General features: G+C 59.4%; 21 protein-coding genes and 1 tRNA gene. 13 read left to right on the top strand and 9 right to left on the bottom strand.

The genetic code is table 11. From position 1 onward, the window contains the following. Position 1: 1 nt before the first annotated feature. From QZW03_RS02750 to QZW03_RS02715, 8 genes are all read right to left on the bottom strand, one after another. Complete coding sequence (locus QZW03_RS02750; protein WP_296508092.1) at positions 2-2,839, bottom strand: nitrate reductase; 2,838 nt, start codon at positions 2,837-2,839, stop codon at positions 2-4. Between the two features lie 12 nt (positions 2,840-2,851). Further along, positions 2,852-3,238, bottom strand: coding sequence for a nitrite reductase small subunit NirD (nirD, locus tag QZW03_RS02745; RefSeq protein WP_296508090.1), 387 nt, complete (start codon positions 3,236-3,238; stop codon positions 2,852-2,854). 77 nt (positions 3,239-3,315) lie between these two features. Then, entirely contained in the window at positions 3,316-4,110 is a 795-nt protein-coding gene (locus QZW03_RS02740; protein WP_296508088.1) for a type IV pili methyl-accepting chemotaxis transducer N-terminal domain-containing protein, read from the bottom strand. A gap of 17 nt (positions 4,111-4,127) precedes the next feature. Next, entirely contained in the window at positions 4,128-6,584 is a 2,457-nt protein-coding gene (nirB, locus tag QZW03_RS02735; RefSeq protein WP_296508087.1) for a nitrite reductase large subunit NirB, read from the bottom strand. Between the two features lie 2 nt (positions 6,585-6,586). Further along, complete coding sequence (locus tag QZW03_RS02730; protein ID WP_296508315.1) at positions 6,587-7,405, bottom strand: ABC transporter ATP-binding protein; 819 nt, start codon at positions 7,403-7,405, stop codon at positions 6,587-6,589. 11 nt (positions 7,406-7,416) lie between these two features. Then, positions 7,417-8,349, bottom strand: a complete 933-nt coding sequence (ntrB, locus tag QZW03_RS02725; RefSeq protein WP_296508085.1) for a nitrate ABC transporter permease — start codon at positions 8,347-8,349, stop codon at positions 7,417-7,419. Positions 8,350-8,361: 12 nt separating this feature from the next. Further along, positions 8,362-9,606, bottom strand: coding sequence for a CmpA/NrtA family ABC transporter substrate-binding protein (locus tag QZW03_RS02720; RefSeq protein ID WP_296508084.1), 1,245 nt, complete (start codon positions 9,604-9,606; stop codon positions 8,362-8,364). Between the two features lie 393 nt (positions 9,607-9,999). Beyond that, positions 10,000-10,647, bottom strand: coding sequence for an ANTAR domain-containing protein (locus tag QZW03_RS02715; protein ID WP_296508082.1), 648 nt, complete (start codon positions 10,645-10,647; stop codon positions 10,000-10,002). Positions 10,648-10,789: 142 nt separating this feature from the next. Here QZW03_RS02715 and tsaD point away from each other — a divergent pair, with 142 nt between their 5' ends. Next, positions 10,790-11,845 carry a tRNA (adenosine(37)-N6)-threonylcarbamoyltransferase complex transferase subunit TsaD gene (tsaD, locus tag QZW03_RS02710; RefSeq protein WP_296508080.1) on the top strand — a complete coding sequence of 352 codons (1,056 nt, stop codon included), beginning with the start codon at positions 10,790-10,792 and terminating at the stop codon, positions 11,843-11,845. A gap of 91 nt (positions 11,846-11,936) precedes the next feature. Here the strand turns inward: tsaD and QZW03_RS02705 are convergent, their stop codons facing one another. Beyond that, entirely contained in the window at positions 11,937-12,326 is a 390-nt protein-coding gene (locus QZW03_RS02705; RefSeq protein ID WP_296508078.1) for an Hsp20/alpha crystallin family protein, read from the bottom strand. Between the two features lie 322 nt (positions 12,327-12,648). Between QZW03_RS02705 and rpsO the strand changes: the two genes are divergently transcribed. The 12 genes from rpsO to nuoF all read left to right on the top strand — a co-directional run bounded on the left by rpsO (position 12,649) and on the right by nuoF (position 22,270). Beyond that, entirely contained in the window at positions 12,649-12,915 is a 267-nt protein-coding gene (rpsO, locus tag QZW03_RS02700; RefSeq protein ID WP_293659965.1) for a 30S ribosomal protein S15, read from the top strand. Between the two features lie 218 nt (positions 12,916-13,133). Then, positions 13,134-15,239, top strand: a complete 2,106-nt coding sequence (pnp, locus tag QZW03_RS02695) for a polyribonucleotide nucleotidyltransferase (protein WP_296508076.1) — start codon at positions 13,134-13,136, stop codon at positions 15,237-15,239. Between the two features lie 66 nt (positions 15,240-15,305). Beyond that, positions 15,306-16,319, top strand: coding sequence for an NAD(P)H-quinone oxidoreductase (locus QZW03_RS02690; protein WP_296508074.1), 1,014 nt, complete (start codon positions 15,306-15,308; stop codon positions 16,317-16,319). After that, positions 16,316-17,056 (top strand): triose-phosphate isomerase, encoded by a 741-nt coding sequence (gene tpiA, locus QZW03_RS02685; RefSeq protein WP_296508072.1) that lies wholly within the window; start codon positions 16,316-16,318, stop codon positions 17,054-17,056. The genes QZW03_RS02690 and tpiA overlap by 4 nt, the downstream gene beginning before the upstream one ends. A 33-nt stretch (positions 17,057-17,089) precedes the next feature. Continuing rightward, complete coding sequence (secG, locus tag QZW03_RS02680; protein ID WP_296508070.1) at positions 17,090-17,446, top strand: preprotein translocase subunit SecG; 357 nt, start codon at positions 17,090-17,092, stop codon at positions 17,444-17,446. 116 nt (positions 17,447-17,562) lie between these two features. After that, a tRNA-Leu gene (locus QZW03_RS02675) sits at positions 17,563-17,647 on the top strand. Positions 17,648-17,710: 63 nt separating this feature from the next. Beyond that, a complete protein-coding gene (locus QZW03_RS02670) occupies positions 17,711-18,070 on the top strand; it encodes an NADH-quinone oxidoreductase subunit A (protein ID WP_296508068.1) in 360 nt (119 codons plus the stop codon). A 4-nt stretch (positions 18,071-18,074) separates the two neighbouring features. Next, entirely contained in the window at positions 18,075-18,554 is a 480-nt protein-coding gene (locus tag QZW03_RS02665) for an NADH-quinone oxidoreductase subunit B (RefSeq protein WP_296508066.1), read from the top strand. A gap of 5 nt (positions 18,555-18,559) precedes the next feature. Beyond that, positions 18,560-19,168: an NADH-quinone oxidoreductase subunit C gene (locus tag QZW03_RS02660; protein WP_296508064.1), complete on the top strand. Its 609-nt coding sequence runs from the start codon at positions 18,560-18,562 to the stop codon at positions 19,166-19,168. An 11-nt stretch (positions 19,169-19,179) separates the two neighbouring features. Further along, positions 19,180-20,433: an NADH-quinone oxidoreductase subunit D gene (locus QZW03_RS02655; RefSeq protein ID WP_296508062.1), complete on the top strand. Its 1,254-nt coding sequence runs from the start codon at positions 19,180-19,182 to the stop codon at positions 20,431-20,433. After that, entirely contained in the window at positions 20,430-20,921 is a 492-nt protein-coding gene (gene nuoE / locus QZW03_RS02650; protein WP_296508060.1) for an NADH-quinone oxidoreductase subunit NuoE, read from the top strand. Before QZW03_RS02655 ends, nuoE begins: the two co-directional genes overlap by 4 nt. Next, positions 20,918-22,270: an NADH-quinone oxidoreductase subunit NuoF gene (nuoF, locus tag QZW03_RS02645; RefSeq protein ID WP_296508058.1), complete on the top strand. Its 1,353-nt coding sequence runs from the start codon at positions 20,918-20,920 to the stop codon at positions 22,268-22,270. The genes nuoE and nuoF overlap by 4 nt, the downstream gene beginning before the upstream one ends. The last annotated feature ends 1 nt before the right edge of the window (position 22,271 follow it).

The raw sequence follows: 22,271 nt of genomic DNA, 5'->3' as shown, positions 1-22,271 counted from the left end.
CTTATGCCGTTGCGTGGGGGGCGTCGACCGGCGTGGCGCGCACCATGCGCTGCAGCTGCGGAATGCAGGAGCCGCAGTTGGTGCCGCACTGCAAGCTCTTTTGCAGCTGGCCCAGGCGCTCGGCATCGGTGCCGGTGCAGCGGCCCAGTGTCTTGGTGATGGCGATATCGCTCACGTTGAAGCAGGTGCAGACGGTCTTGCCTTTGCTGAGCACGGGCAGTGGGGGTGTCGCCCCACCGGCGAGCAGGGCGCGGCCGTAGTTCTGGGCAGGCTGCTCCTCGCGCAGCAGGGCCGTCATCCAATCGCGGGCCTGGGTGTCGCCGCTGAGCAAGAACCCCTCCAGCGTGGCGTTGACCGTGCTGCGCTGCAGCCGCACCACGCGGCGCTGGCTGCGCTTGGGGTCGGCGTAGCGCACGGCGTCCGGGCCGTTGAGTTGCAGCAAGGCTTCAATGTCGGCCAGCACCGCGTCTGCGGGCGCAGCGCTGCCCGCGGCACGGAACATGACGCCGGTGCGGCCTGCCTGGCCCAGCGCGGCATCGTTGCCGAAGAGCACACAGCTGGCGAATTCGAACTGTTCCATCAGAGCCTGCAGGGCGATGCGCTGGGACAACACTTCGGCTTGCGGCAGCCAGGCCAGGGCGGTCAGGTTCCAGGGCATATCGGCCTTGAGCACCTTGACGGCAGCGTGCTTGAGTTCGGGCTGCTTGGAGTCGGGGCAGAAGGCGGGGCTGGTCAGGGCGTTGACGCCACCCAAGCGCTCTCCGGTGTTGCTCCGGCCACTCAAAAACTCGTCGCCCCAGTGCATGGGCAAAAACACCTGGCTCAGGCCCAGCTCGGTGCTGGCCTGCACCGGCGCGAGGATGGAACCGCGCTTGCTAGTGATGTGCACCAGGTCGCCTTCGGCCAGCAGGCGGCGGGCCATGTCTTGCGGGTGCATCTGCAGGGCCGGCTCGCGCACATGGCCGAACAGGCGGCCCAGTGTGCCGGTGCGGCTCATGCCGTGCCACTGGTCGCGCAGGCGGCCGGTGGTCAGGGCAAAAGGGTAGCGCGCCTCGCGCTGCTCGGCGACCGGGATGTAGGGTGCCGCCACAAAGCGGGCACGGCCGGTTGGTGTGGGGAACACACCGTCTTCATACAGGCGCACTTTGCCCGCGCTGGACCCTTCGGCCATAGGCCACTGCAAGGGGCTAATCTCCAGCTGCGCGTAGCTCATGCCGGTGATGTCGAGGTCGCGGCCGCGGGTGCTTTCGCGGTGCTCGTTCCACACCGATTCGGGCGTGGGGTAGGGGAACAAGCTGGCGTGTTCGGTGGTGCGGCCCAGCGCGGATTCCAGGCGCTGCGCAAAGTCCACCGCAATCGCCCAATCGTGGCGCGGGGCGTCTGGCGTGCCGGCTGCGGCGGGGGGCGGCACGGCGGCGCGCACCCGGCTGATGCGGCGCTCGCTGTTGGTGACCGTGCCTTCTTTTTCGCCCCAGGTGGTGGCGGGCAGCAGCAGGTCGGCGTAGCGGGCGGTGGCGGTGCTGGCAAAGGCTTCTTGCAGCACCACAAACTCGGCGCGCTCCAAGGCGCGGCGCACGGTGGCCTGGTCGGGCAGGCTCTGGGCGGGGTTGGTGCAAGCAATCCACAGGGCTTTGATCTCGCCATCGGCGGCAGCCTGGAACATCTCTATGGCGGTCTTACCGGGCTTCTCGGGCACGGTGCGGCCTTGCAGATTCAGGCCCCACAGGGCTTCTACCTCGGCGCGGTGCACCGGGTTGGCCAAGTCGCGGTGGGCGCTGAGCAGGTTGGCCAGGCCGCCCACTTCGCGCCCGCCCATGGCGTTGGGTTGGCCGGTCAGGCTGAAAGGGCCGGCACCGGGCTTGCCGATCTGGCCGGTGGCGAGGTGCAGGTTGATGAGGGCGGTGTTTTTGGCGGTACCGGCGCTGGACTGATTGAGGCCCATGCAATACAGGCTGAGGGTGGCAGGGGACTGCGCAAACAGGCGGGTCGCCTCCATCAGCTCGGCCTTGCGGATGCCGCAGACCGCGACCACCGCGTCAGGGGTGCAGTCGCGCACTAGTGCCTTGAGCGCGTCAAGGCCTTCGGTGTGGGCGGAGATAAAGGCGGCGTCCGTCCAGCCCTCCCAGAGCATCAGGTGCAGCATGCCGTTGAACAGCATGACATCGGTGCCGGGTTGGATTTGCAGGAACAGGTCTGCGGCCTCGGCAGTGTCGGTGCGGCGCACATCGACCACCACGATTTTCAGGTCAGGGTTGGCGACTTTGGCATCTTCGATGCGGCGGAACAGGATGGGGTGGGCGTACGCTGCGTTAGATCCCGCAATGAACAGGGTGCTGGCCAGGCCAAGGTCCTCGTAGCTGGCTGGCGGGGAATCCGCGCCCAGGCTTTTTTTGTAGCCAGCGACCGCGCTGCTCATGCACAGGCGGGAGTTGGTGTCGATGTTGTTGGTACCGATCAGGCCCTTGGCCAGCTTGTTGAAGACGTAATAGTCCTCGGTGAGCAACTGGCCGCTCACGTAAAAGCCCACGGCGTCCGGCCCGTGGTCTTGGATGATCCGGGCGAAATGGGTGGTGGCGGTGTGCAGGGCGCTGTCCCAGCTGACAGGTTGCGGCGCACTGCCTCGCTCCAAGCGCTGCAGCGGTTGCAGCAGGCGGGTTTGCAGGGTGACTTCGGCGGTGGCGGTCAGGTGCAGGGTGCTGCCCTTGGAGCACAGCCGCCCGAAGTTGGCCGGGTGCTGCGGGTCGCCCTTGACGCCGGTGATCTGCTTACCGGTGCTCTGGATGATGACGCCACAGCCCACACCACAGTAGGGGCAGGTTGATCGGGTTTCCTGAACCATGGCCATCCCTGATCAGGCTGCGGTGGCCAGGCGGGATTTGGGCCCCGCAATGGGGCGCACCAGATCGGTGCCGTGGCTTTGCAGCTCGGCGGCATTCAGGTAGACCACACCGGCTTCGAGCTTGAGGCTGAATTTCGGGGTGCAGCCTTCGTCCGGCGCGCTGGCCTGGCCGTCGCACAGTCCGATGGTCCAGTTGTGCAGCGGGCAGGCCACGCTGGTGCCGAACACAATGCCTTGGCTCAGCGGGCCGCCCTTGTGGGGGCAGCGGTCGAGCAGGGCGAAGACTTCGTCTTTGTCATTGCGGAAAATCGCAACATCGATCCCGGTGCTGCGCTCTACGCGGCGTGAGCCCAGTACAGGGATGTCTTCCAGGGTACAGATGCGGGTCCATTCGGTCATGATGATTTCCTGAGTGCTATGGTTTTGATAGCTGCTTGCGCAAGTAATACGGGGGCAAGAGGCTTGTTTTGTATAAATTAGGTCTTGATGGCCGCATACAGGCCGGTCACCCGGTCCATCACGGTGAGCAGGTTTTCACTGGCCAGGTACACATCGGCCATGGGGCGGGGGCGCTGGGCACCTTCTTGCAAGTTGCTCAGGGCACTGTCAAAAAACACCCACTGCGCCTCACCCAAGGTCAGCTCGTCTTTGATGCGCTGCGTGGCCTCAGGGGCTGTTTTGAGCATTTGCATGGCAGCGATGAATTCGCTGCGGGCCTTGGCGAGCTCCATGCCGGCGGTGGCGGCATCCACAGGAATAGTGGTGGCTAGGTAGAACTTGGCCATGCGCTGGCTCAGCATGCGTTGGCGGCCGGCCACGTTGACCAGTTTGCCCAAGGGCTTGGCCATGACGGCCTCGTACTGGGTGGTGCCCTGGTGGGCCAGTGCCAGCACTTTGGCGTCTTGCAGCAGCAGCGCTGCGGCGCGCTCACGGCTGGGGGCTTTGCCCACCAGCAGGACTTTGTAGTCGGTCCACGCGGCGTCGAGCTGGGTGTAAGTGGCCAGTATCTCGGGGGTGGGCGCAAAGGCTTTGAGTTCTGCCAGTTGCCGGTCAAACAGCGCCATGGACTTGTCGAGCACCAGCTGCGCGCTGGGTTTCTCCACGCTCAGCAACAAGGCCAGCCAGGCCTTGCCCATGCGCTGACTCAGCATGCGCTGGCGGCCGGCTTTGTTGATGGCGTCGCTCAGGTCCGCCACCTGGGCGCGGGCCGGGGACAGCACGCCGCCCAGCACGGCAGTGCTGGCGGCACAGAGCAGGGTTCGGCGTTGCATGTTCTGTCTCCTTGTGCTTAAGCCGTGGCTACCGGCGCGAACTGGCGGGTATCGACCTGCGCGTCCTGGAAGTCAAACCACGGGTCGGGCTCGCCATCCAAAGCAAACAGCAGCTCTTCGTTCAGGGCTTTGCGGCCTTCGGCGTCTTCCAGAATCTTCTTTTTCACATAGTCCATGCCCACCCGTGCCACGTAGTGCACGGTGCGCTCCAGGTACCAACCCTCTTTGCGGTAGAGCTGCATGAAGGCGCCGGTGTACTCCAGCACTTCTTCCGAGGTTTTGAGCTTCACAAAGAAGTGCGCCACTTCGGTCTTGATGCCGCCGTTGCCGGCGATGTACATCTCCCAGCCGCTGTCCACGCCGATGATGCCCACGTCCTTGATGCCGGCCTCAGCGCAGTTGCGCGGGCAGCCGGATACGGCGTACTTGACCTTGTGCGGGGCATACATGCGCCAATGAGCGCGCTCCAGGTCTTTGCCCATTTGGGTGCTGTCCTGGGTGCCCATGCGGCACCACTCACTGCCCACGCAGGTTTTGACCGTGCGCAGAGCCTTGGCGTAGGCGTGGCCGGAGGGCATGCCGATGTCTTTCCATACGGCTTGCAGGTCTTCTTTTTTCACGCCCAGCAAGTCGATGCGCTGGCCGCCCGTGACCTTGACGGTAGGAATGTTGTACTTGTCCACCGCATTGGCAATGCGGCGCAGCTCGTCGGCCGTGGTCTCGCCACCCCACATGCGCGGGATGACGCTGTAGGTGCCGTCTTTCTGGATGTTGGCGTGGCTGCGCTCATTGATGAAGCGGCTTTGCGGGTCATCTTTGGCCAACTTGGGCCAGCTGCTGATCAGGTAGTAGTTCAGCGCGGGGCGGCAGCTGGAGCAACCGTTGGGTGTCTTCCAGCCCATGCCTTTTTGCACGTCCGCAATGGTGAGGTACTTTTCTTTGTAAATGGCGTCGCGCACGGCCTGGTGACCGTGGTCGGTGCAGCCGCACATGGCCTTGGTCTTGGGCGTGGCGCTGTAGTCGCCACCGGCGGTGAACATGATGATTTGTTCCACCAGCCCTGTGCACGAGCCGCAGCTCGCGCTGGCTTTGGTGTGCTTTTTCACCTCGTCCAGGGTGAACAGGCCCTTGTCTTTGATGGCCTTGCAGATGGTGCCCTTGGTCACGCCGTTGCAGCCGCACACCTCGTCGGTGTCGGCCATGGCGGCGGCTTTGTTCTGGCCCTGGTGGCCCACGTCGCCGATGTTGGCGCCGCTCTCACCGAACATGAGCTTGTCGCGGATGTCGGCCACGCTGCGGCCGTCGCGCAGGAGCTTGAAGTACCAGCTGCCGTCCACGGTGTCGCCATACATGCAGGCGCCCACCAGTTTGTCGTTTTGGATGACCAGCTTTTTGTACACGCCACCGAAGGGGTCGCTCATCACGATCTCTTCAAACCCTTCACCACCGGTGAAGTTGCCGGCAGAGAACAGGTCGATACCGGTGACCTTGAGCTTGGTGGAGGTGAGCGAGCCCTGGTAGCGGCCAATGCCGTATTCGGCCAGGTGGTTGGCCGCCACTTTGGCCTGCTCAAACAGCGGGGCGACCAGGCCATAAGCAATGCCACGGTGGGCAGCGCATTCACCCACGCTGTAAATGCGAGCGTCGGTCACGGTTTGCATGGTGTCGGTGACCACAATGCCGCGGTCCACATGCAGGCGCATGCTCTGGGCCAGCTCGGTGTTAGGGCGGATGCCCACGGCCATGACCACGAGGTCGGCCGGTACTTCGGTGCCGTCTTTGAACTTGATGGCCTTGACGCGACCATCTTCACCACCCACCAGCTCCTGGGTTTGCGCACCCATCAAGAACTTCAGGCCACGCTCTTCCAGCGACTTTTGCAGCAAGCCACCGGCCACGGTGTCGAGCTGGCGCTCCATCAGGGTGGGGCCCACGTGCACCACGCTCACCGACATGCCGCGCAGCATCAGACCGTTGGCAGCTTCCAGACCCAGCAGACCACCGCCGATGACGACTGCGTGCTTGTAGCGGGTGGCCGCCTCGATCATGGCGTTGGTGTCTGCAATATCGCGGTAGGCGATCACGCCTTGCAGGTCTTTGCCAGGGATGGGCAAGATGAACGGGTTGGAGCCGGTGCAGACCAACAGGCGGTCGTACTCGGCCTCGGTGCCGTCCGAGGCCTTGACAACGCGTTTGACGCGGTCCACCTCGGTCACTTTTTTGCCGGCATGCAGGGTGATGTTGTTTTCTGCGTACCACTCAAACGAGTTGAGCACGATCTCATCGAGCGTTTGCTCACCAGCCAACACCGGGCTGAGCAAGATGCGGTTGTAGTTGGGGTGCGGTTCGGCACCGAAGACCGTGATGTCGTACAGGTCCGGAGCCACCTTGAGCAGCTCCTCGATGGTCCGCACACCGGCCATGCCGTTGCCGATCATGACCAGCTTTTGTTTGGTTTTGACGCGCATGTCCATGGTCAGGCTGCCTTTTCAACGTGGGCTTGGCGGGTGTACAGGAAGTCGATGACCGCTTTGCGGTAGCCCAGGTACTCCGCACTGTCGGCCAGGGCCACGCGGTTGCGGGGGCGGGGCAGGTCCACGCTCAGCACCTCGCCGATGGTGGCGGCAGGGCCGTTGGTCATCATCACGATCTTGTCGGAGAGCAGCACGGCCTCGTCCACATCGTGGGTCACCATGACCACGGTGGCGTGGGTCTTGGCCACGATTTCGAGCAATTCGTCTTGCAGCTTGGCGCGGGTCAGCGCGTCGAGCGCACCAAAGGGCTCGTCCATCAACAAGACTTTGGGCTCCATGGCCAGCGCACGGGCAATGCCCACGCGCTGCTTCATGCCGCCGCTGATTTCACCGGGGCGCTTTTGCGCTGCTGCGGTCAGGCCGACCAGGGCCAGCGCCGCATCGGTGCGGGCCTTGAGCTGGGCTTTGGTTTCGGCGGCTGCACCTGGGTTGCGCTGGCCGAATACGCGCTCTACGCCAAGGTAAATGTTCTCGAAACAGGTGAGCCACGGCAGCAGCGAGTGGTTTTGAAACACCACCGCACGCTCGGGGCCGGGGCCGGCAATCTCGCGGCCGGCGCAGATCAGCGAGCCTTGGGTCGGCAGGGTCAAACCGGCAATCAGGTTGAGCAAGGTGGACTTGCCGCAGCCGCTGTGGCCGATGAGCGCCACAAACTCACCTTTGGCGACATTGAGGTTGATGTCGCGCAGCGCCGGGAAGTGGCCTTTCTTGGTCTTGAAGGTCTGGTCCACGCCCTGGATTTCGATGTACTTGGTGTTCATGGATTCGATGCTCATGACTTCACCTCTTCAAATGTGAATGCAGTTGCCAACTTGATGAGCGCGTACTCCAAGAGCAGGCCCACGATGCCGATCACGAAGATGGCGATGATGATGTTTTTGACGTTGAGGTTGTTCCACTCGTCCCACACCCAGAAGCCAATCCCCACGCCGCCGGTCAGCATTTCTGCCGCCACGATCACCAGCCAGGCCGTACCCACTGCCAGGCGCACGCCGGTCAGCATGTAAGGCAACACGGAGGGGAAGAGAATCTTGGTGACGATCTTCCACTCGGAGAGGTTGAGCACGCGGGCCACGTTCATGTAGTCCTGGGGCACGCGCTGCACGCCCACGGCGGTGTTGATGATCATGGGCCAGATGGAGCAAATAAAGATGGTCCAGATAGCCGCCGGGTTGGCACCCTTGAACACCAGTAAACCAATCGGCAGCCAGGCCAGGGGCGACACGGGGCGCAGCAGGCTGATGAGCGGGTTGAACATGCGGCTCAAAAACTCAAACCGCCCGATCATGAAACCCACCGGAATGCCCACCACCGCGGCCAAGCCAAAACCGACTGCCACACGCTGCAGCGAGAACAAGATGTTCCAGCCCACGCCCTGGTCGTTGGGGCCCTTGCTGTAGAAGGGGTCACTGAAAATCACCACGGCCTGCTTCCAGGTCTCCAGCGGACTGGGGATGGAGCTGGCGGTGCCGATGCTCACCATGGCCCAGATGCCGATCAAAAGTGCCAGACCGAAGAACGGCGGCAGCACTTTGAGCAGCAGGCCGCTCCAGTCGAAGCCCGGTGCAGCGGTCTGCACCGGTGCGCTTGCCTTTGTAGACTTTTGGGGCTTAGCGCCCGTAAAGTCTGCGCTGGTAGCTTCTGTTTTGATAGCGGTGCCGTCGGCGGCAGTGGCTATCGGCGAATGAAAGACGGCGCTGACCATGGTGATGATTCCTTATGCTTTGATCTTGAAACCGTCGGCGTATTTCTTGGGATCTTTGCCATCCCAGACCACACCGTCGACCAGCTTGCTGCTGCGCATATCGCTCTTGGGCAGCGGCGTCTTGGTGGCCGTGGCCGCTTGCTTGTAGATCTCGATCTGGTTGATCTGCTTGGCGACAGTCAGGTAATCAGGGTGGTCTTTGAGCAAGCCCCAACGCTTGTGCTGGGTCAGGAACCACATGCCGTCGGACAGGTAGGGGAAGTTCACCGCGCCGTCGTTGTAGAACTTCATGTAGTTCGGGTCGTCCCAGGTCTTGCCCATGCCGTTCTGGTAGCGGCCCAAAATGCGCTGGTTGATCGCGTCCACGCTGGTGTTCACGTAGCTCTTGTCGGCAATGGTTTCGGCCATCTTGTTTTTGTTGGACAGGCTGGCGTCAATCCACTTGCTGGCTTCCAGAATGGCGGCTGTGACGGCGCGCGCAGTGTTGGGATACTTTTTGACGAAGTCGCCGGTGGTGCCCAGCACCTTTTCGGGGTGGTCTTTCCAGATGTCCTGGGTGGTGGTGGCGGTGACGCCAATGCCGTCGATGATGGCGCGGTGGTTCCAGGGTTCGCCCACGCAGAAGCCGTCCATGTTGCCCACTCGCATGTTGGCCACCATTTGGGGTGGCGGCACGGTGATGACCTTCGCGCCTTGCATCGGGTCGATGCCGTTGGCCGCCATCCAGTAGTACAGCCACATAGCGTGGGTGCCGGTGGGGAAGGTTTGCGCGAAGGTGTATTCGCGCTTTTCGCTGGCCATGAGCTTGGCGAGGCTGGCACCATCGACCGCGCCTTTGTCGGCCAGTTTCTTGGACAGGGTGATCGCCTGGCCGTTGTTGTTCAGGGTGGCCAAGACTGCCATGTCTTTCTTGGGGCCGCCTACGCCAAGGTGCACGCCGTACACCAGACCGTAAAGCACGTGGGCAAAGTCCAACTCGCCGTTGACCAGCTTGTCGCGCACACCGGCCCAGGAGGCTTCTTTACTCGGAATGATCTTGACGCCGTATTTCTGGTCGATACCCAGCACCGAGGCCATGACCACGCTGGCGCAGTCGGTCAAGGGAATGAAGCCGATTTTGACTTCGGTTTTCTCAGGGGCGTCCGATCCTGCGGCGTACACCACCGAACGCAGGGCGGGGCTGATGCCCGCAGCGCCCACAGCAGCGGTTTGCAGTACGGCGCGGCGACTCAATTTGGCTTTCAGAAGATCTGTCATAAAACTCGCTCCAGAAGGGTTAAACACACAAAACAAAACCAGAAAACAAAAAAGGCGTCCGCACAGGGCCCGATGCGCAGAGCGCTATCGAAACTGTGGGGACGCCTTTGTCCTTTTGCATTCACCCCGCCCGCCGTTGGACGGGGCGTTTGCATAACCGTTGCCGGTCTTGGTAGGACTAACGCAATGTCTGTGCCAGGTGTTAGTGGTGTGTTTTTTAGGCCAATGGGATGGCCCCTGAAGCCAGATTTGCTATTGAATTAGGAGCGAATTGCGCAATATCTACAAGGGCCAAGCAGGACTTTTATGCAAATATGGACTCCAACGCCGTTTCCGGGGACGCTGGTGCACTGCATTTGTGCGGCGCACCATTTCGGGTGCCTCGGTGCGATGTCAGCCCAGCAAATCCGCCACATCCAGCATGCGCTGGGCGACTTCTACGATCTTGAGGTTCTTGTCCATCGCGGTTTTGCGCAACTTGGCGTAGGCCGCGTCTTCGCTCAGGGATTGGCGCTGCATGAGCAAGGCCTTGGCCCGGTCGATGACCTTGCGGTCTTGCAGGGCGGTGGAGAGTTCGTGGAGTTCGTGGCGGGTGTCGGCCAACTCGCGGCGGAGGGCCTGCTCCTGCTCAAAGCGGGCCATGGCCACGTCCAGAATCGGGCGGATGCGTTCGGTCTGCAAACCCGCCACGATGTAGGCCGACACGCCGGCTGCCACGGCCTCGCGGGCGGTGCGGCTGTCGTGGTCGTTGGTGAACATGACGATGGGGCGGCGCTCGTCGCGGGTGGCCATGACCACGTGCTCCAGGGCGTCGCGGGCGTCACTCTCTGCGTCCACGATGATCATGTCGGGCTGGAGCTGCGCGAGACGTTCGGTTAAAAACGTGTCGGCAGGCAGGGAGGCAATCAGGTTGAAGCCGTTTTCCAGCAGCCCGATGCGCAAGCTACGCGAGCGATCGGCCTGGTCCAGCGCGTGGGTGTCCTCGGGGTCGGTTACGACCAGGTCAGAGGTGATCACAACAATACGCAGGGGCTCAGACATGATGGACATTCGCAGCAAGATTCGGGCCAAAAATGAGTTTTTGAAGTGGGTGGGGGCCGGCGCACGATGAGGTGCGCATGCGGGGATTGTGCCCTCTGGAAAACACCATCCTCTACACTCGGCGCCTCAAAAGGAAACAAGCATGCTGGTGTTGGGTATCGAGTCGTCGTGTGATGAAACAGGTGTGGCCATGGTGCAGTCGCAGGGCGACGCGGTGCCTACCTTGCTGGCCCATGCCCTGCACAGCCAGATTGAGATGCACCAGGCCTTCGGCGGCGTGGTGCCGGAGTTGGCGAGCCGGGACCACATCCGCCGCGTGTTGCCCCTGACCCGTCAGGTGCTGGCCGACAGTGGCCGCAGCCTGCAAGAAGTGGATGTGGTGGCCTACACCCGTGGGCCCGGCCTGGCCGGTGCGCTGCTGGTGGGGGCTGGTGTCGCTTGCGCGTTGGGTGCGGCACTCGGCAAGCCGGTGCTGGGCGTACACCACCTGGAAGGGCATTTGCTCTCGCCGTTTTTGAGTGAAGACCCGCCTGAATTTCCGTTTGTGGCGCTCCTGGTGTCGGGCGGTCACACCCAGTTGATGTGGGTGGATGGTGTCGGCCGCTACGAGCTGCTGGGCGAAACCATTGACGACGCCGCCGGGGAGGCATTTGACAAGTCTGCCAAGCTCATGGGCCTGGCCTATCCCGGTGGGCCACTGCTGTCCAAGTTGGCGGAGGCGGGTGACCCGAAGGCTTATTCCTTGCCGCGCCCCTTGCTGCACAGCGGCAATCTGGACTTTTCATTTGCAGGGCTCAAAACGGCAGTGTTGGTGCAGAGCCAGCGCATGCTGGCGGCAGTGGGGGAGACCCGGTTTCAGTCACTTCCGGAGCAACAGCAGGCAGATCTGGCCGCGTCGACCCAGGCTGCAATCGTGGAGGTGTTGCTCAAAAAATCAGTCTCGGCGCTGAAGCAGACCGGGTTGAAGCGGCTGGTGGTTGCCGGTGGCGTGGGAGCAAACCGCCGGCTGCGCGAACAACTCAACGCCGAGTGCGCAAAGCGCGGTGTGCGGGTGCACTACCCCGAGCTGCACTTGTGTACCGACAACGGCGCCATGATCGCCATGGCAGCCGCTATGCGCCTGCAAAGCGGTCTGCAAAGCGCGGTGCACAACTACGCTTTTGATGTGAAGCCCCGCTGGCCTTTGCATTCTCTATAAAAAGCGCACTCCGCCCACGCGGAATATGCGCAGAGTGCTACTTTTTTGATAGCGAATTGCTCTTCCGGCGAGGAAGTATGCGGCGCAGTGCTTACTGAATCGTGAGCTCAGCCGAGGTGTCCACGGGCACTTTTTTAGCCAGTTTCAGGGTCAGCACACCGTTTTCGAGTTTGGCTTCGCTCAAGGTGTTGTCCACTTCTTGCGGTAGCTCATAGGCCGTGCGGTAGCTGCGGGGTGCATCGTCTTTGGTTTGCACCCGGACGATTGCGCCATCCAGGGTGATGCGCAATTGCTCTTTGCTGATGCCGGGCATGTCCAGGCTCAGGGTGAAGCTGTTGTCATCCTGGGTAAATGCCGCACCGGACTGGCGGGCGCCGTAGAGCGCGTCGTTGAGCAGGCGCTCGACGCTGCGGCTGTGCGCGGTGAGGCCCGGACGGCGCAGGGTATGGGAAAAAGCGGCAGGTGCGGTAGCGAAGAACATGGTGTTTCCTTGGGTCTTGCACGGCGCTCACAATGATTGCCGTATGGACCCTAATTGAGCGTGGGCGCGGTCATTTCAAGCGAAAAACCTAGTCTTTCTTTTCCAATTGCGGGGCTTGAAAGTACGGGCCCCGGAGGCATCTACGAGCGCCTCAAACGGTTCCCCGGCCGGTGTTTTGCACCCGTCGGCTGCGGGGGCGTGGCGGGAGTTCATGCCGGAGACCTGCTTCGGGCTATAATCGAACGGCTTTGCATTGGGCAGGGCGCACGCCAAGAGCCATTCCAGCACTCGGCGCAAGTCAAAACATCACAAGGAAAAACACATGATCGCTTCCAGCATCAAAGCCGCTGTTGTCAAAGACAACGCACGTTCCGCTACCGACACAGGCAGCCCAGAAGTCCAAGTGGCTCTGTTGACCGCCCGTATCAACGAGCTGACTCCTCACTTCAAGACCCACGCTAAAGACCACCACGGTCGCCGCGGTCTGCTGCGTATGGTGAGCCGTCGCCGTAAGCTGTTGGACTACCTGAACTCCAAGGACCACGATCGCTATGTGGCCCTGATCGCGAAGTTGGGTCTGCGTAAGTAAGCGACTGACTGAATGACGAACGCCTGAGTTAGGTCACTAGCTCAGGCGTTTTTTACTTCGGAGACCGCAAAAACAGAACGAAGCTGTGTCATTCCAAAGCCATTGACCCCTGCGGGGCAGTGTTTCTGGAATGGCATCGTGGACTGTGTTGTGGAATCCGGGCTGTGGCGGGGTGGCCTGCACCCCCCGATAAAACTCGAAACTCACAGGAGATTCACATGAGCATTTTCAACAAAGTTACCAAGACCTTCCAATGGGGTCAGCACACCGTTACCATGGAAACCGGCGAAATTGCACGCCAATCCACTGGCGCCGTGTTGCTGGACATGGACGGCACCGTGGTGCTGGCCACTGTGGTCGGCAAAACTGAAGGCAAGCCCGGTCAAGACTTTTTCCCCTTGACCGTGGACTACCTTGAAAAGTCATACGCTGCCGGCAAGATCCCCGGTTCTTTCTTCAAGCGCGAAGGCCGCCCTAGCGAGTTCGAGACACTGACCAGCCGTCTGATCGACCGCCCCATCCGTCCTCTGTTCCCCGAAGGTTTCTTCAACGAAGTGCATGTGGTGATCCACACCGTGTCGTTGAACCCTGAAGTGGATGCTGACATTGCCGCCATGATCGCGGTGAGCGCGGCATTGTCCATCTCCGGTATCCCGTTCAATGGCCCGATCGGCGCTGCGCGCGTGGGTTATGTCAACGGCGAATACGTGTTGAACCCCGGCCAGACTGCCCGCAAAGACTCCATCATGGATCTGGTAGTGGCTGGCACCGAAGCTGCTGTGTTGATGGTGGAGTCCGAAGCTCAGCAGTTGTCCGAAGAAGTGATGTTGGGTGCTGTGGTCTACGGCCACGAGCAAGGCAAGATCGCTATCAACGCCATCCACGAACTGGTGCGCGACGCCGGCAAGCCCGTGTGGGATTGGAAGGCTCCTGCCCGTGACGAAGCGCTGATTGCCAAGGTCGAAGCCCACGGCAAAGACAAGCTGGTTGCTGCTTACCAGATCCGCAACAAGCAAGCCCGTACCCAAGCCTGCCGCACTGCCTACGCTGAAGTGTTCGCCGGCCTGAAGGCTGACGGCGCTGAGTTTGACAGCGTCAAGGTCGAAGGCATGCTGTTCGACATCGAAGCCAAGATCGTGCGCGGCCAGATTCTGGCAGGCGAGCCCCGTATTGACGGTCGCGACACACGCACTGTGCGCGCCATTGAGATCCGCAACGGCGTGCTGCCTCGCACCCACGGTTCTTCTTTGTTCACCCGTGGCGAAACCCAGGCTTTGGTGATCGCCACCTTGGGCACCGAGCGTGATGCACAGCGTATCGACGCCTTGAGCGGCGAGTACGAAGACCGTTTCATGCTGCACTACAACATGCCTCCGTTCGCCACCGGCGAAACCGGTCGCGTGGGTACGCCCAAGCGCCGCGAAATCGGCCACGGCCGTTTGGCTAAGCGCGCTCTGGTTGCTGTGTTGCCGACCAAAGAAGAGTTCCCTTACTCCCTGCGTGTGGTGTCGGAAATCACCGAGTCCAACGGCTCGTCTTCCATGGCTTCCGTGTGCGGCGGCTGCTTGTCCCTGATGGACGCCGGCGTGCCGTTGAAAGCTCACGTGGCCGGTATTGCCATGGGCCTGATCAAGGAAGAAAACCGCTTTGCGGTGTTGACCGACATCTTGGGTGACGAAGATCACCTGGGCGACATGGACTTCAAGGTTGCGGGTACCACCAACGGTATCACCGCCCTGCAGATGGACATCAAGATCCAAGGCATCACCAAGGAAATCATGCAAGTGGCGTTGGCACAGGCCAAGGAAGCGCGCGTGCATATCCTTGGCGAAATGCAAAAGTCCATGGCAGAAGCCCGCACCGAAGTGTCTAACTTCGCGCCACGTTTGTTCAGCTTCAAGATCAACCCCGAGAAGATCCGTGACGTGATCGGCAAGGGCGGCTCCGTGATCCGTGCGCTGACCGAAGAAACCGGCACCCAGATCAACATCGACGAAGACGGCACCATCACCATCGCGTCCAGCGATCCTGAAAAAGCCGAACTGGCCAAGAAGCGCATCGAGCAAATCACCGCTGAAGTCGAAATCGGCAAGGTGTACGAAGGCCCGATCACCAAGATTTTGGACTTCGGTGCTTTGGTGAACCTGTTGCCCGGCAAAGATGGCTTGTTGCACATCAGCCAGATCGCTCACGAGCGCGTCGAAAAGGTCACCGACTACCTGTCCGAAGGCCAGATCGTCAAGGTCAAGGTTCTGGAGACCGACGAGAAGGGCCGTATCAAGCTGTCCATGAAGGCTTTGATCGAGCGTCCTGCCCAGGAGTAATGAGCGTCTGCTATTAATTTGGTAGCTACTTGCGCATATTGCACGGGGGCTACCGGTTGATTTTGTATGCGAGCTTTTGAAATTGTCACTCCCGGTGCGCCGGACGTTTTGCGTCTGGTGGATCGCCCTGCGCCATCGCCGGGGGTAGGGGAGTTGCTGATTCGTGTAGCGGCCAGTGGGGTGAATCGCCCCGATGTGTTGCAGCGAATGGGTAAGTACCCTGCGCCTGCCGGAGCCTCGGATATTCCGGGTCTGGAAGTGGCCGGACACATCGTCGATGGAGACCGTCAGGCCTTGGCGCTGGCAGGTTTATCGGTCGGTGACCCGGTCTGTGCATTGGTGACAGGGGGGGGCTACGCGGAATGCTGTGTAGCACCGGTTTCGCAATGTCTTCCGGTGCCTGATGGATGGACGATGGTCGAGGCGGCCAGCTTGCCCGAAACACTCTTTACGGTATGGTCCAACGTGTTCGAGCGCGGGGCTTTGTTGTCAGGAGAGACCTTGTTGATCCAAGGTGGCAGCAGCGGGATCGGGGTGACAGCCATTCAACTGGCCAAAGCTCGCGGCGCCCTGGTGATAGTCACTGCCGGTTCGGACGAAAAATGCGCAGCCTGTCTTGCTTTGGGTGCTGACCATGCCATCAATTACCGGACAGCTGACTTCGAGGCGCAGGTGTCTGCCTTGACCCAAGGTCGAGGCGTGGATGTGATTTTGGACATGGTGGCGGGTCCCTACATTGCCAAAGAACTGAATTGCCTGGCAGACGACGGGCGCTTGGTCTTGATTGCAGTGCAGGGCGGGGTGCAGGCGGAGATCAATGCCGGCGCTGTCTTGCGTCGGCGATTGACGATTACAGGCTCCACGCTTCGGGCGCGTCCCGAAGCATTCAAGGCTGCCATAGCGCGCGCTCTGCGTCGTGAAGTCTGGCCTCTGTTGCGGCAAAAAGCCATCCGGCCCGTGGTGTACCGGGAGTTCGCTGTTGCAGGGAGCACTGCGGCTCGTGCAGCAGCATCGGCCCATGAGCTGATGGAAAGCAACGCGCATGTCGGGAAACTTGTATTGAATTGGGAATCTGCATGAAAAAGAAACTGATTGCCGGTAACTGGAAAATGAATGGCAGCTTGGCTGCCAATGTGGCGCTTTTGCAGGCGCTGCAGGCAGGTGGCGCGAATGCGTCGTCTGATATGGCGGTCTGTGTGCCGGGGGTGTATCTGTCTCAGGTCGCCCAGCTTTTGCAAGGGTCGACGATCAGCTTGGGAGCCCAAGACGTTTCCAGCTTTGACTCGGGGGCCTACACCGGCGAAACATCGGCGGGTATGTTGCGGGAGTTTGGTGTTCGCTATGCGATCGTGGGGCACTCCGAGCGACGCCAGTACCACGGGGAAACGGATGCCGTGGTCGCTATGAAGACGCAGAAAGCGCTGGCCGCTGGCATAACGCCCATCGTCTGTGTGGGAGAAACGCTTGCCGAGCGTGAAGCAGGTAAGACGGAAGAGGTCGTAAAGCGGCAACTTGCGGCTGTGATTCATGCCAACGGCCACTGCATCAGTGAAATAGTGGTCGCTTACGAACCGGTCTGGGCTATTGGAACCGGCAAAACCGCGACGCCTGCGCAGGCGCAGGAAGTGCATGCAGTGTTGCGTGCCCAGCTCCTGGCAGCAACACCCCAGGCGGACCGGGTCCACATTCTCTATGGCGGAAGCATGAACGCAGCGAACGCCGCAGAGTTGCTCGCCCAGAAAGACATCGATGGCGGCTTGGTGGGTGGCGCTTCATTGAAGGCACCGGACTTCCTCGCGATAGCCGCTGCTGCCTGAACTATTGATTGAATTTGATTTAAGGAGAGATTTATGAACGTTGTGATTACTATTGTGTTGACGATCCAGTTGTTGTCGGCAGTTGCCATGATTGGCTTGATTTTGGTTCAGCACGGCAAGGGCGCTGATATGGGTGCGGCTTTCGGCAGCGGTGGCTCTGGCAGCTTGTTCGGAGCCAGCGGAAGTGCCAACTTTTTGTCGCGCACTACTGCGGTCCTTGCCACTGTATTTTTTGTTGCAACATTGGCGCTGGCCTACTTCGGCAATCTACGTCCATCGAGCTCAGGCTCCGTGCTGGAAGCTGTTCCAGCTGTTGCACCCGCTGCTCCTGCAGCTGACGCAGCGCCTGCTGCACCCGCCTCCGGCGCGGCACAAATCCCTGCAAAATAAACCTGAGTTAATTCCCCGTTTGCGACCGCAAGCGGTTTAATTTCAGGGTAAACTCTAGGGCTGATGAACGAGCAAATGCCGCAAGGCTCCTCACGCAAATTCATCGGCTGAGAGCCGCCGTCGTGGTGAAATTGGTAGACACGCTATCTTGAGGGGGTAGTGGCGAAAGCTGTGCGAGTTCGAGTCTCGCCGACGGCACCAAAAAAAACAGTTTGCGCAGGTTCTACCCCTGTGGCAGGCATTTATGGTGATCAGAATCTCAAGATGAACCTCGACCAATATCTCCCCGTTTTGCTGTTCATCTTGGTCGGTATCGGCATTGGCGTTGTGCCTCAAGTGCTTGGATACATTCTCGGGCCCAACAAGCCCGATGCAGCCAAAAACTCCCCTTATGAATGTGGTTTCGAAGCGTTTGAAGACGCTCGAATGAAGTTTGACGTACGGTACTACCTCGTCGCTATCTTGTTTATTTTGTTTGACTTGGAAACCGCATTCCTGTTTCCTTGGGCGGTAGCCCTCAAGGACCTCGGGATGTTCGGGTTCTTGCTCGGTGTCGAATTTGTGGTCATTTTGACTATTGGATTCGTCTACATGTGGAAAAAAGGCGCATTGGACTGGGAGTAACGCAATGATTGAAGGCGTTTTGAAGGAAGGCTTCGTCACGACGAGTTACGACTCTGTAGTGAACTGGGCAAAGACCGGTTCTATCTGGCCAATGACATTCGGTTTGGCATGCTGTGCAGTCGAGATGATGCACGCTGCTGCGGCGCGCTATGACATCAGTCGGTTCGGGTCCGAGGTGTTTCGCGCCAGTCCCCGGCAGTCCGATCTCATGATTGTGGCGGGCACACTCTGCAACAAAATGGCCCCTGCTTTGCGCAAGGTTTACGATCAGATGTCAGAGCCGCGTTGGGTGATCAGCATGGGCTCCTGTGCCAACGGTGGTGGTTACTACCATTACAGTTATTCAGTGGTGCGCGGCTGTGATCGGATTGTTCCGGTAGACGTCTATGTTCCTGGCTGTCCACCCACTGCAGAGGCTCTGGTGTACGGAATTTTGCAGTTGCAGCACAAAATCCGCCGCACTGAAACGATTGCTAGGGCATAAGCGTTATGACAATTTACTCGGTTACCCCCGAAGCTACGCAAGCTGCAGTTCAGGCAGCGCTCGGTGACAAAGTTAAACACATTGCCATAGCTCTGGATGAGGTCACTGTACAAGTGGCGCCTGCCGATTACCTGGAAGCTGCCCAGCTGCTCCGTGACTCTGTGGGCTGTCAGTTCGAGCAGTTGATTGATCTCTGCGGCGTTGACTACTCGGAATACAAAGACGGTGCTTATGAAGGCCCCCGTTATGCGGTGGTTTGCCATTTGCTGTCGATTGCTTTGAATCAACGGCTTCGTCTTAAGGTTATGGCGTTAAGCGATGACATGCCTGTGGTCTCTTCGGTGAACTCGGTCTGGAACTCTGCCAACTGGTTCGAGCGCGAAGCTTTTGACCTGTTTGGTATTCTTTTTGATGGGCATGACGACTTGCGTCGTATCTTGACTGACTACGGATTTATCGGGCACCCCTTCCGCAAGGACTTCCCATTGAGTGGGCACGTTGAAATGCGTTACGACGCGGAGCAATCCCGCGTGGTGTACCAGCCAGTGACGATCGAAACCCGTGAAATCACGCCCCGCATCATCCGTGAAGACAATTACGGAGGCCTGCAATAAGCAGATCCAGCATGGCTGAAATTAAAAACTACACATTGAACTTCGGTCCGCAGCACCCTGCGGCGCACGGAGTTTTGCGCCTGGTCCTTGAGTTGGACGGAGAAGTGATCCAGCGCGCTGATCCTCACATCGGCTTGTTGCATCGTGCAACAGAGAAACTTGCCGAGAGCAAAACGTACATTCAATCTTTGCCGTATATGGATCGTCTGGACTATGTGTCCATGATGTGTAACGAGCATGCGTATTGCCTCGCCATCGAGAAGCTGCTGGGTATTGAGGTGCCAATCCGCGCACAGTACATCCGTGTGATGTATTCGGAAATCACGCGATTGCTGAATCACCTGATGTGGCTGGGATCGCACGGTAACGATTGCGGTAGCTCGACGATTCTCATCTACACCTTCCGTGAACGTGAAGATTTGTTCGACATGTACGAGGCAGCCAGTGGCGCCCGTATGCATGCAGCCTATTTCCGTCCCGGCGGTGTGTACCGTGATTTGCCGGACTCCATGCCGCAATTCAAGGCTAGTAAGGTTCGCAATGCCAAGGGAGTGGAGGAGCTGAATGCCAATCGCAAGGGCTCACTCCTTGATTTCATTGACGACTTCTCTCAGCGCTTTCCCGCTTGTTTGGAGGAGTACCACACACTCCTTACCGAGAACCGCATCTGGAAGCAACGTACCGTCAATATCGGGATCGTTTCTCCTGAACGTGCCCTGAATCTCGGTTTCTCCGGACCTATGTTGCGTGGCTCCGGCATTGCATGGGATCTGCGCAAGAAGCAGCCTTATGACGCCTACGACAAGGTCGACTTCGATATTCCTGTTGGCAAGACCGGTGATGTTTACGACCGTTACTTGGTGCGCATGGAAGAGATGAAGCAGTCCAATCGCATCATCAAGCAATGCGTGGATTGGTTGAAGGCCAATCCTGGCCCGGTTATCACGGATAACCACAAGGTTGCTCCTCCTTCCCGTGAGGCTATGAAGTCGAGCATGGAAGAGCTGATTCACCACTTCAAGCTGTTCACCGAAGGCTTCAGAGTTCCTGAAGGTGAGGCGTATGCCGCAGTTGAACATCCAAAGGGAGAGTTTGGTATTTACATTGTCAGTGATGGTGCTAACAAGCCTTATCGACTAAAGATACGGCCGCCAGGTTTTGTGCATCTGGCCAGTTTGAATGAGATGTCAAAGGGTCACATGATCGCTGACGCAGTTTCCATCATTGGGACCATGGACATTGTTTTTGGAGAGATTGATCGATGATCTCCGCTGAAATTAAATCGCGCTTTGATCGCGAAGTTGCGAAATACCCCGCGGAACAAAAACAGTCTGCGGTAATGGCTTGTTTGGCAATCGTCCAACAGGAGCTCGGTTTTGTAAATGCTGAGAGCGAGAAAGTAATCGCTGAACACCTCGCCATGGCCCCGATGGCGGTGCACGAAGTTACGACGTTTTACAACATGTACAACCAGCGCCCGGTTGGCAAGTTCAAGTTGAACGTGTGCACCAATTTGCCTTGCCAATTGCGTGATGGCCAAAAAGCGCTTCATCACTTGGAGGCCAAGCTCGGAATCCATATGGGGGAAACGACCCCGGACGGACTCTTCACACTCCAACAAAGCGAATGCCTAGGTGCGTGTGCTGATTCTCCTGTAATGCTGGTCAATGATCGTGCGATGTGTAGTTTCATGTCGAACGACAAGTTGGACCAGTTGGTTGACGAACTGCGTGCCTCGGAAGGACAAGCATGAGCGCAGATAGCATCCTGGCGAAATTCAGCGCGTCAGGCGTTGAAACCTGTTTCCACGATCGGCACATTGAGCCGCAAATCTACGCTGGCTTGAACGGCTCCAATTGGAGTCTGCAGGACTATGTGGCCCGTGGAGGTTATCAAGCACTGCGGAAGATTCTCGGTAAAGACGGTGGCGAAGGATTGACGCAAGATCAAGTCATCGCGACCGTCAAAGAGTCTGGCCTGCGGGGTCGGGGCGGCGCGGGATTCCCCACCGGTCTGAAGTGGAGTTTCATGCCACGTCAGTTTCCCGGTCAAAAGTATTTGGTTTGCAATTCTGACGAGGGCGAGCCCGGAACTTGCAAAGACCGCGATATTTTGCAATTTAACCCGCATATCGTGATTGAGGGCATGGCGATCGCTGCTTATGCCATGGGTATTTCTGTTGGGTACAACTACATCCACGGAGAAATCTTCGCGTCTTACGATCGATTCGAGGCTGCGCTTGAAGAGGCCCGTGCAGCGGGTTTCCTTGGCGACAGCATCATGGGCAGCGCCTTTAACTTCCAGCTGCATGCAGCCCATGGATTTGGTGCATATATCTGCGGCGAAGAAACTGCACTTCTTGAATCGCTGGAGGGCAAAAAAGGCCAGCCCCGTTTCAAGCCGCCATTCCCAGCTAGTTTCGGTCTTTACGGTAAGCCGACAACGATCAACAACACAGAGACTTTTGCGGCGGTACCTTGGATCATCCGAAATGGCGGCCAAGCGTATCTCGAATGCGGAAAGCCAAATAACGGTGGTACGAAAATTTACTCTGTGAGCGGAGATGTAGAGCGCCCAGGTAATTACGAAGTACCAATGGGGACTCCATTTGCCAAGCTACTCGAGCTTGCCGGTGGAGTACGCGCGGGACGGCAGCTTAAAGCGGTTATTCCCGGTGGATCTTCGTCGCCAGTACTGCCCGCTGCGATCATGATGGAATGCACGATGGACTACGACTCCATCGCTAAAGCGGGTTCCATGTTGGGTTCTGGCGCGGTGATTGTGTTGGATGACAGTCGTTGCATGGTGAAGGCGCTCCAGCGCTTGAGCTATTTCTATATGCATGAGTCCTGCGGTCAATGCACACCTTGCCGCGAAGGCACCGGTTGGCTTTCACGGATGGTGGATCGCATTGAGGGCGGCCAAGGGCGCCCTAGTGACATGGATTTGCTGGATAACGTGGCAGAAAACATTCAGGGTCGCACCATTTGCGCCCTGGGTGATGCCGCAGCCATGCCAGTGCGGGCCATGATCAAACATTTCAGGCATGAATTTGAATACCACGTAGCGAACAAGACCTGTATGGTCCCCGCTTACGTTTGAG

It is taken from the genome of Rhodoferax sp. (assembly GCF_013297935.1).
Classification (GTDB): domain Bacteria; phylum Pseudomonadota; class Gammaproteobacteria; order Burkholderiales; family Burkholderiaceae_C; genus Allorhodoferax.
Note: the sequence above shows the minus strand (reverse complement) of the source record. Positions and strands in the feature narration are given on the sequence as shown.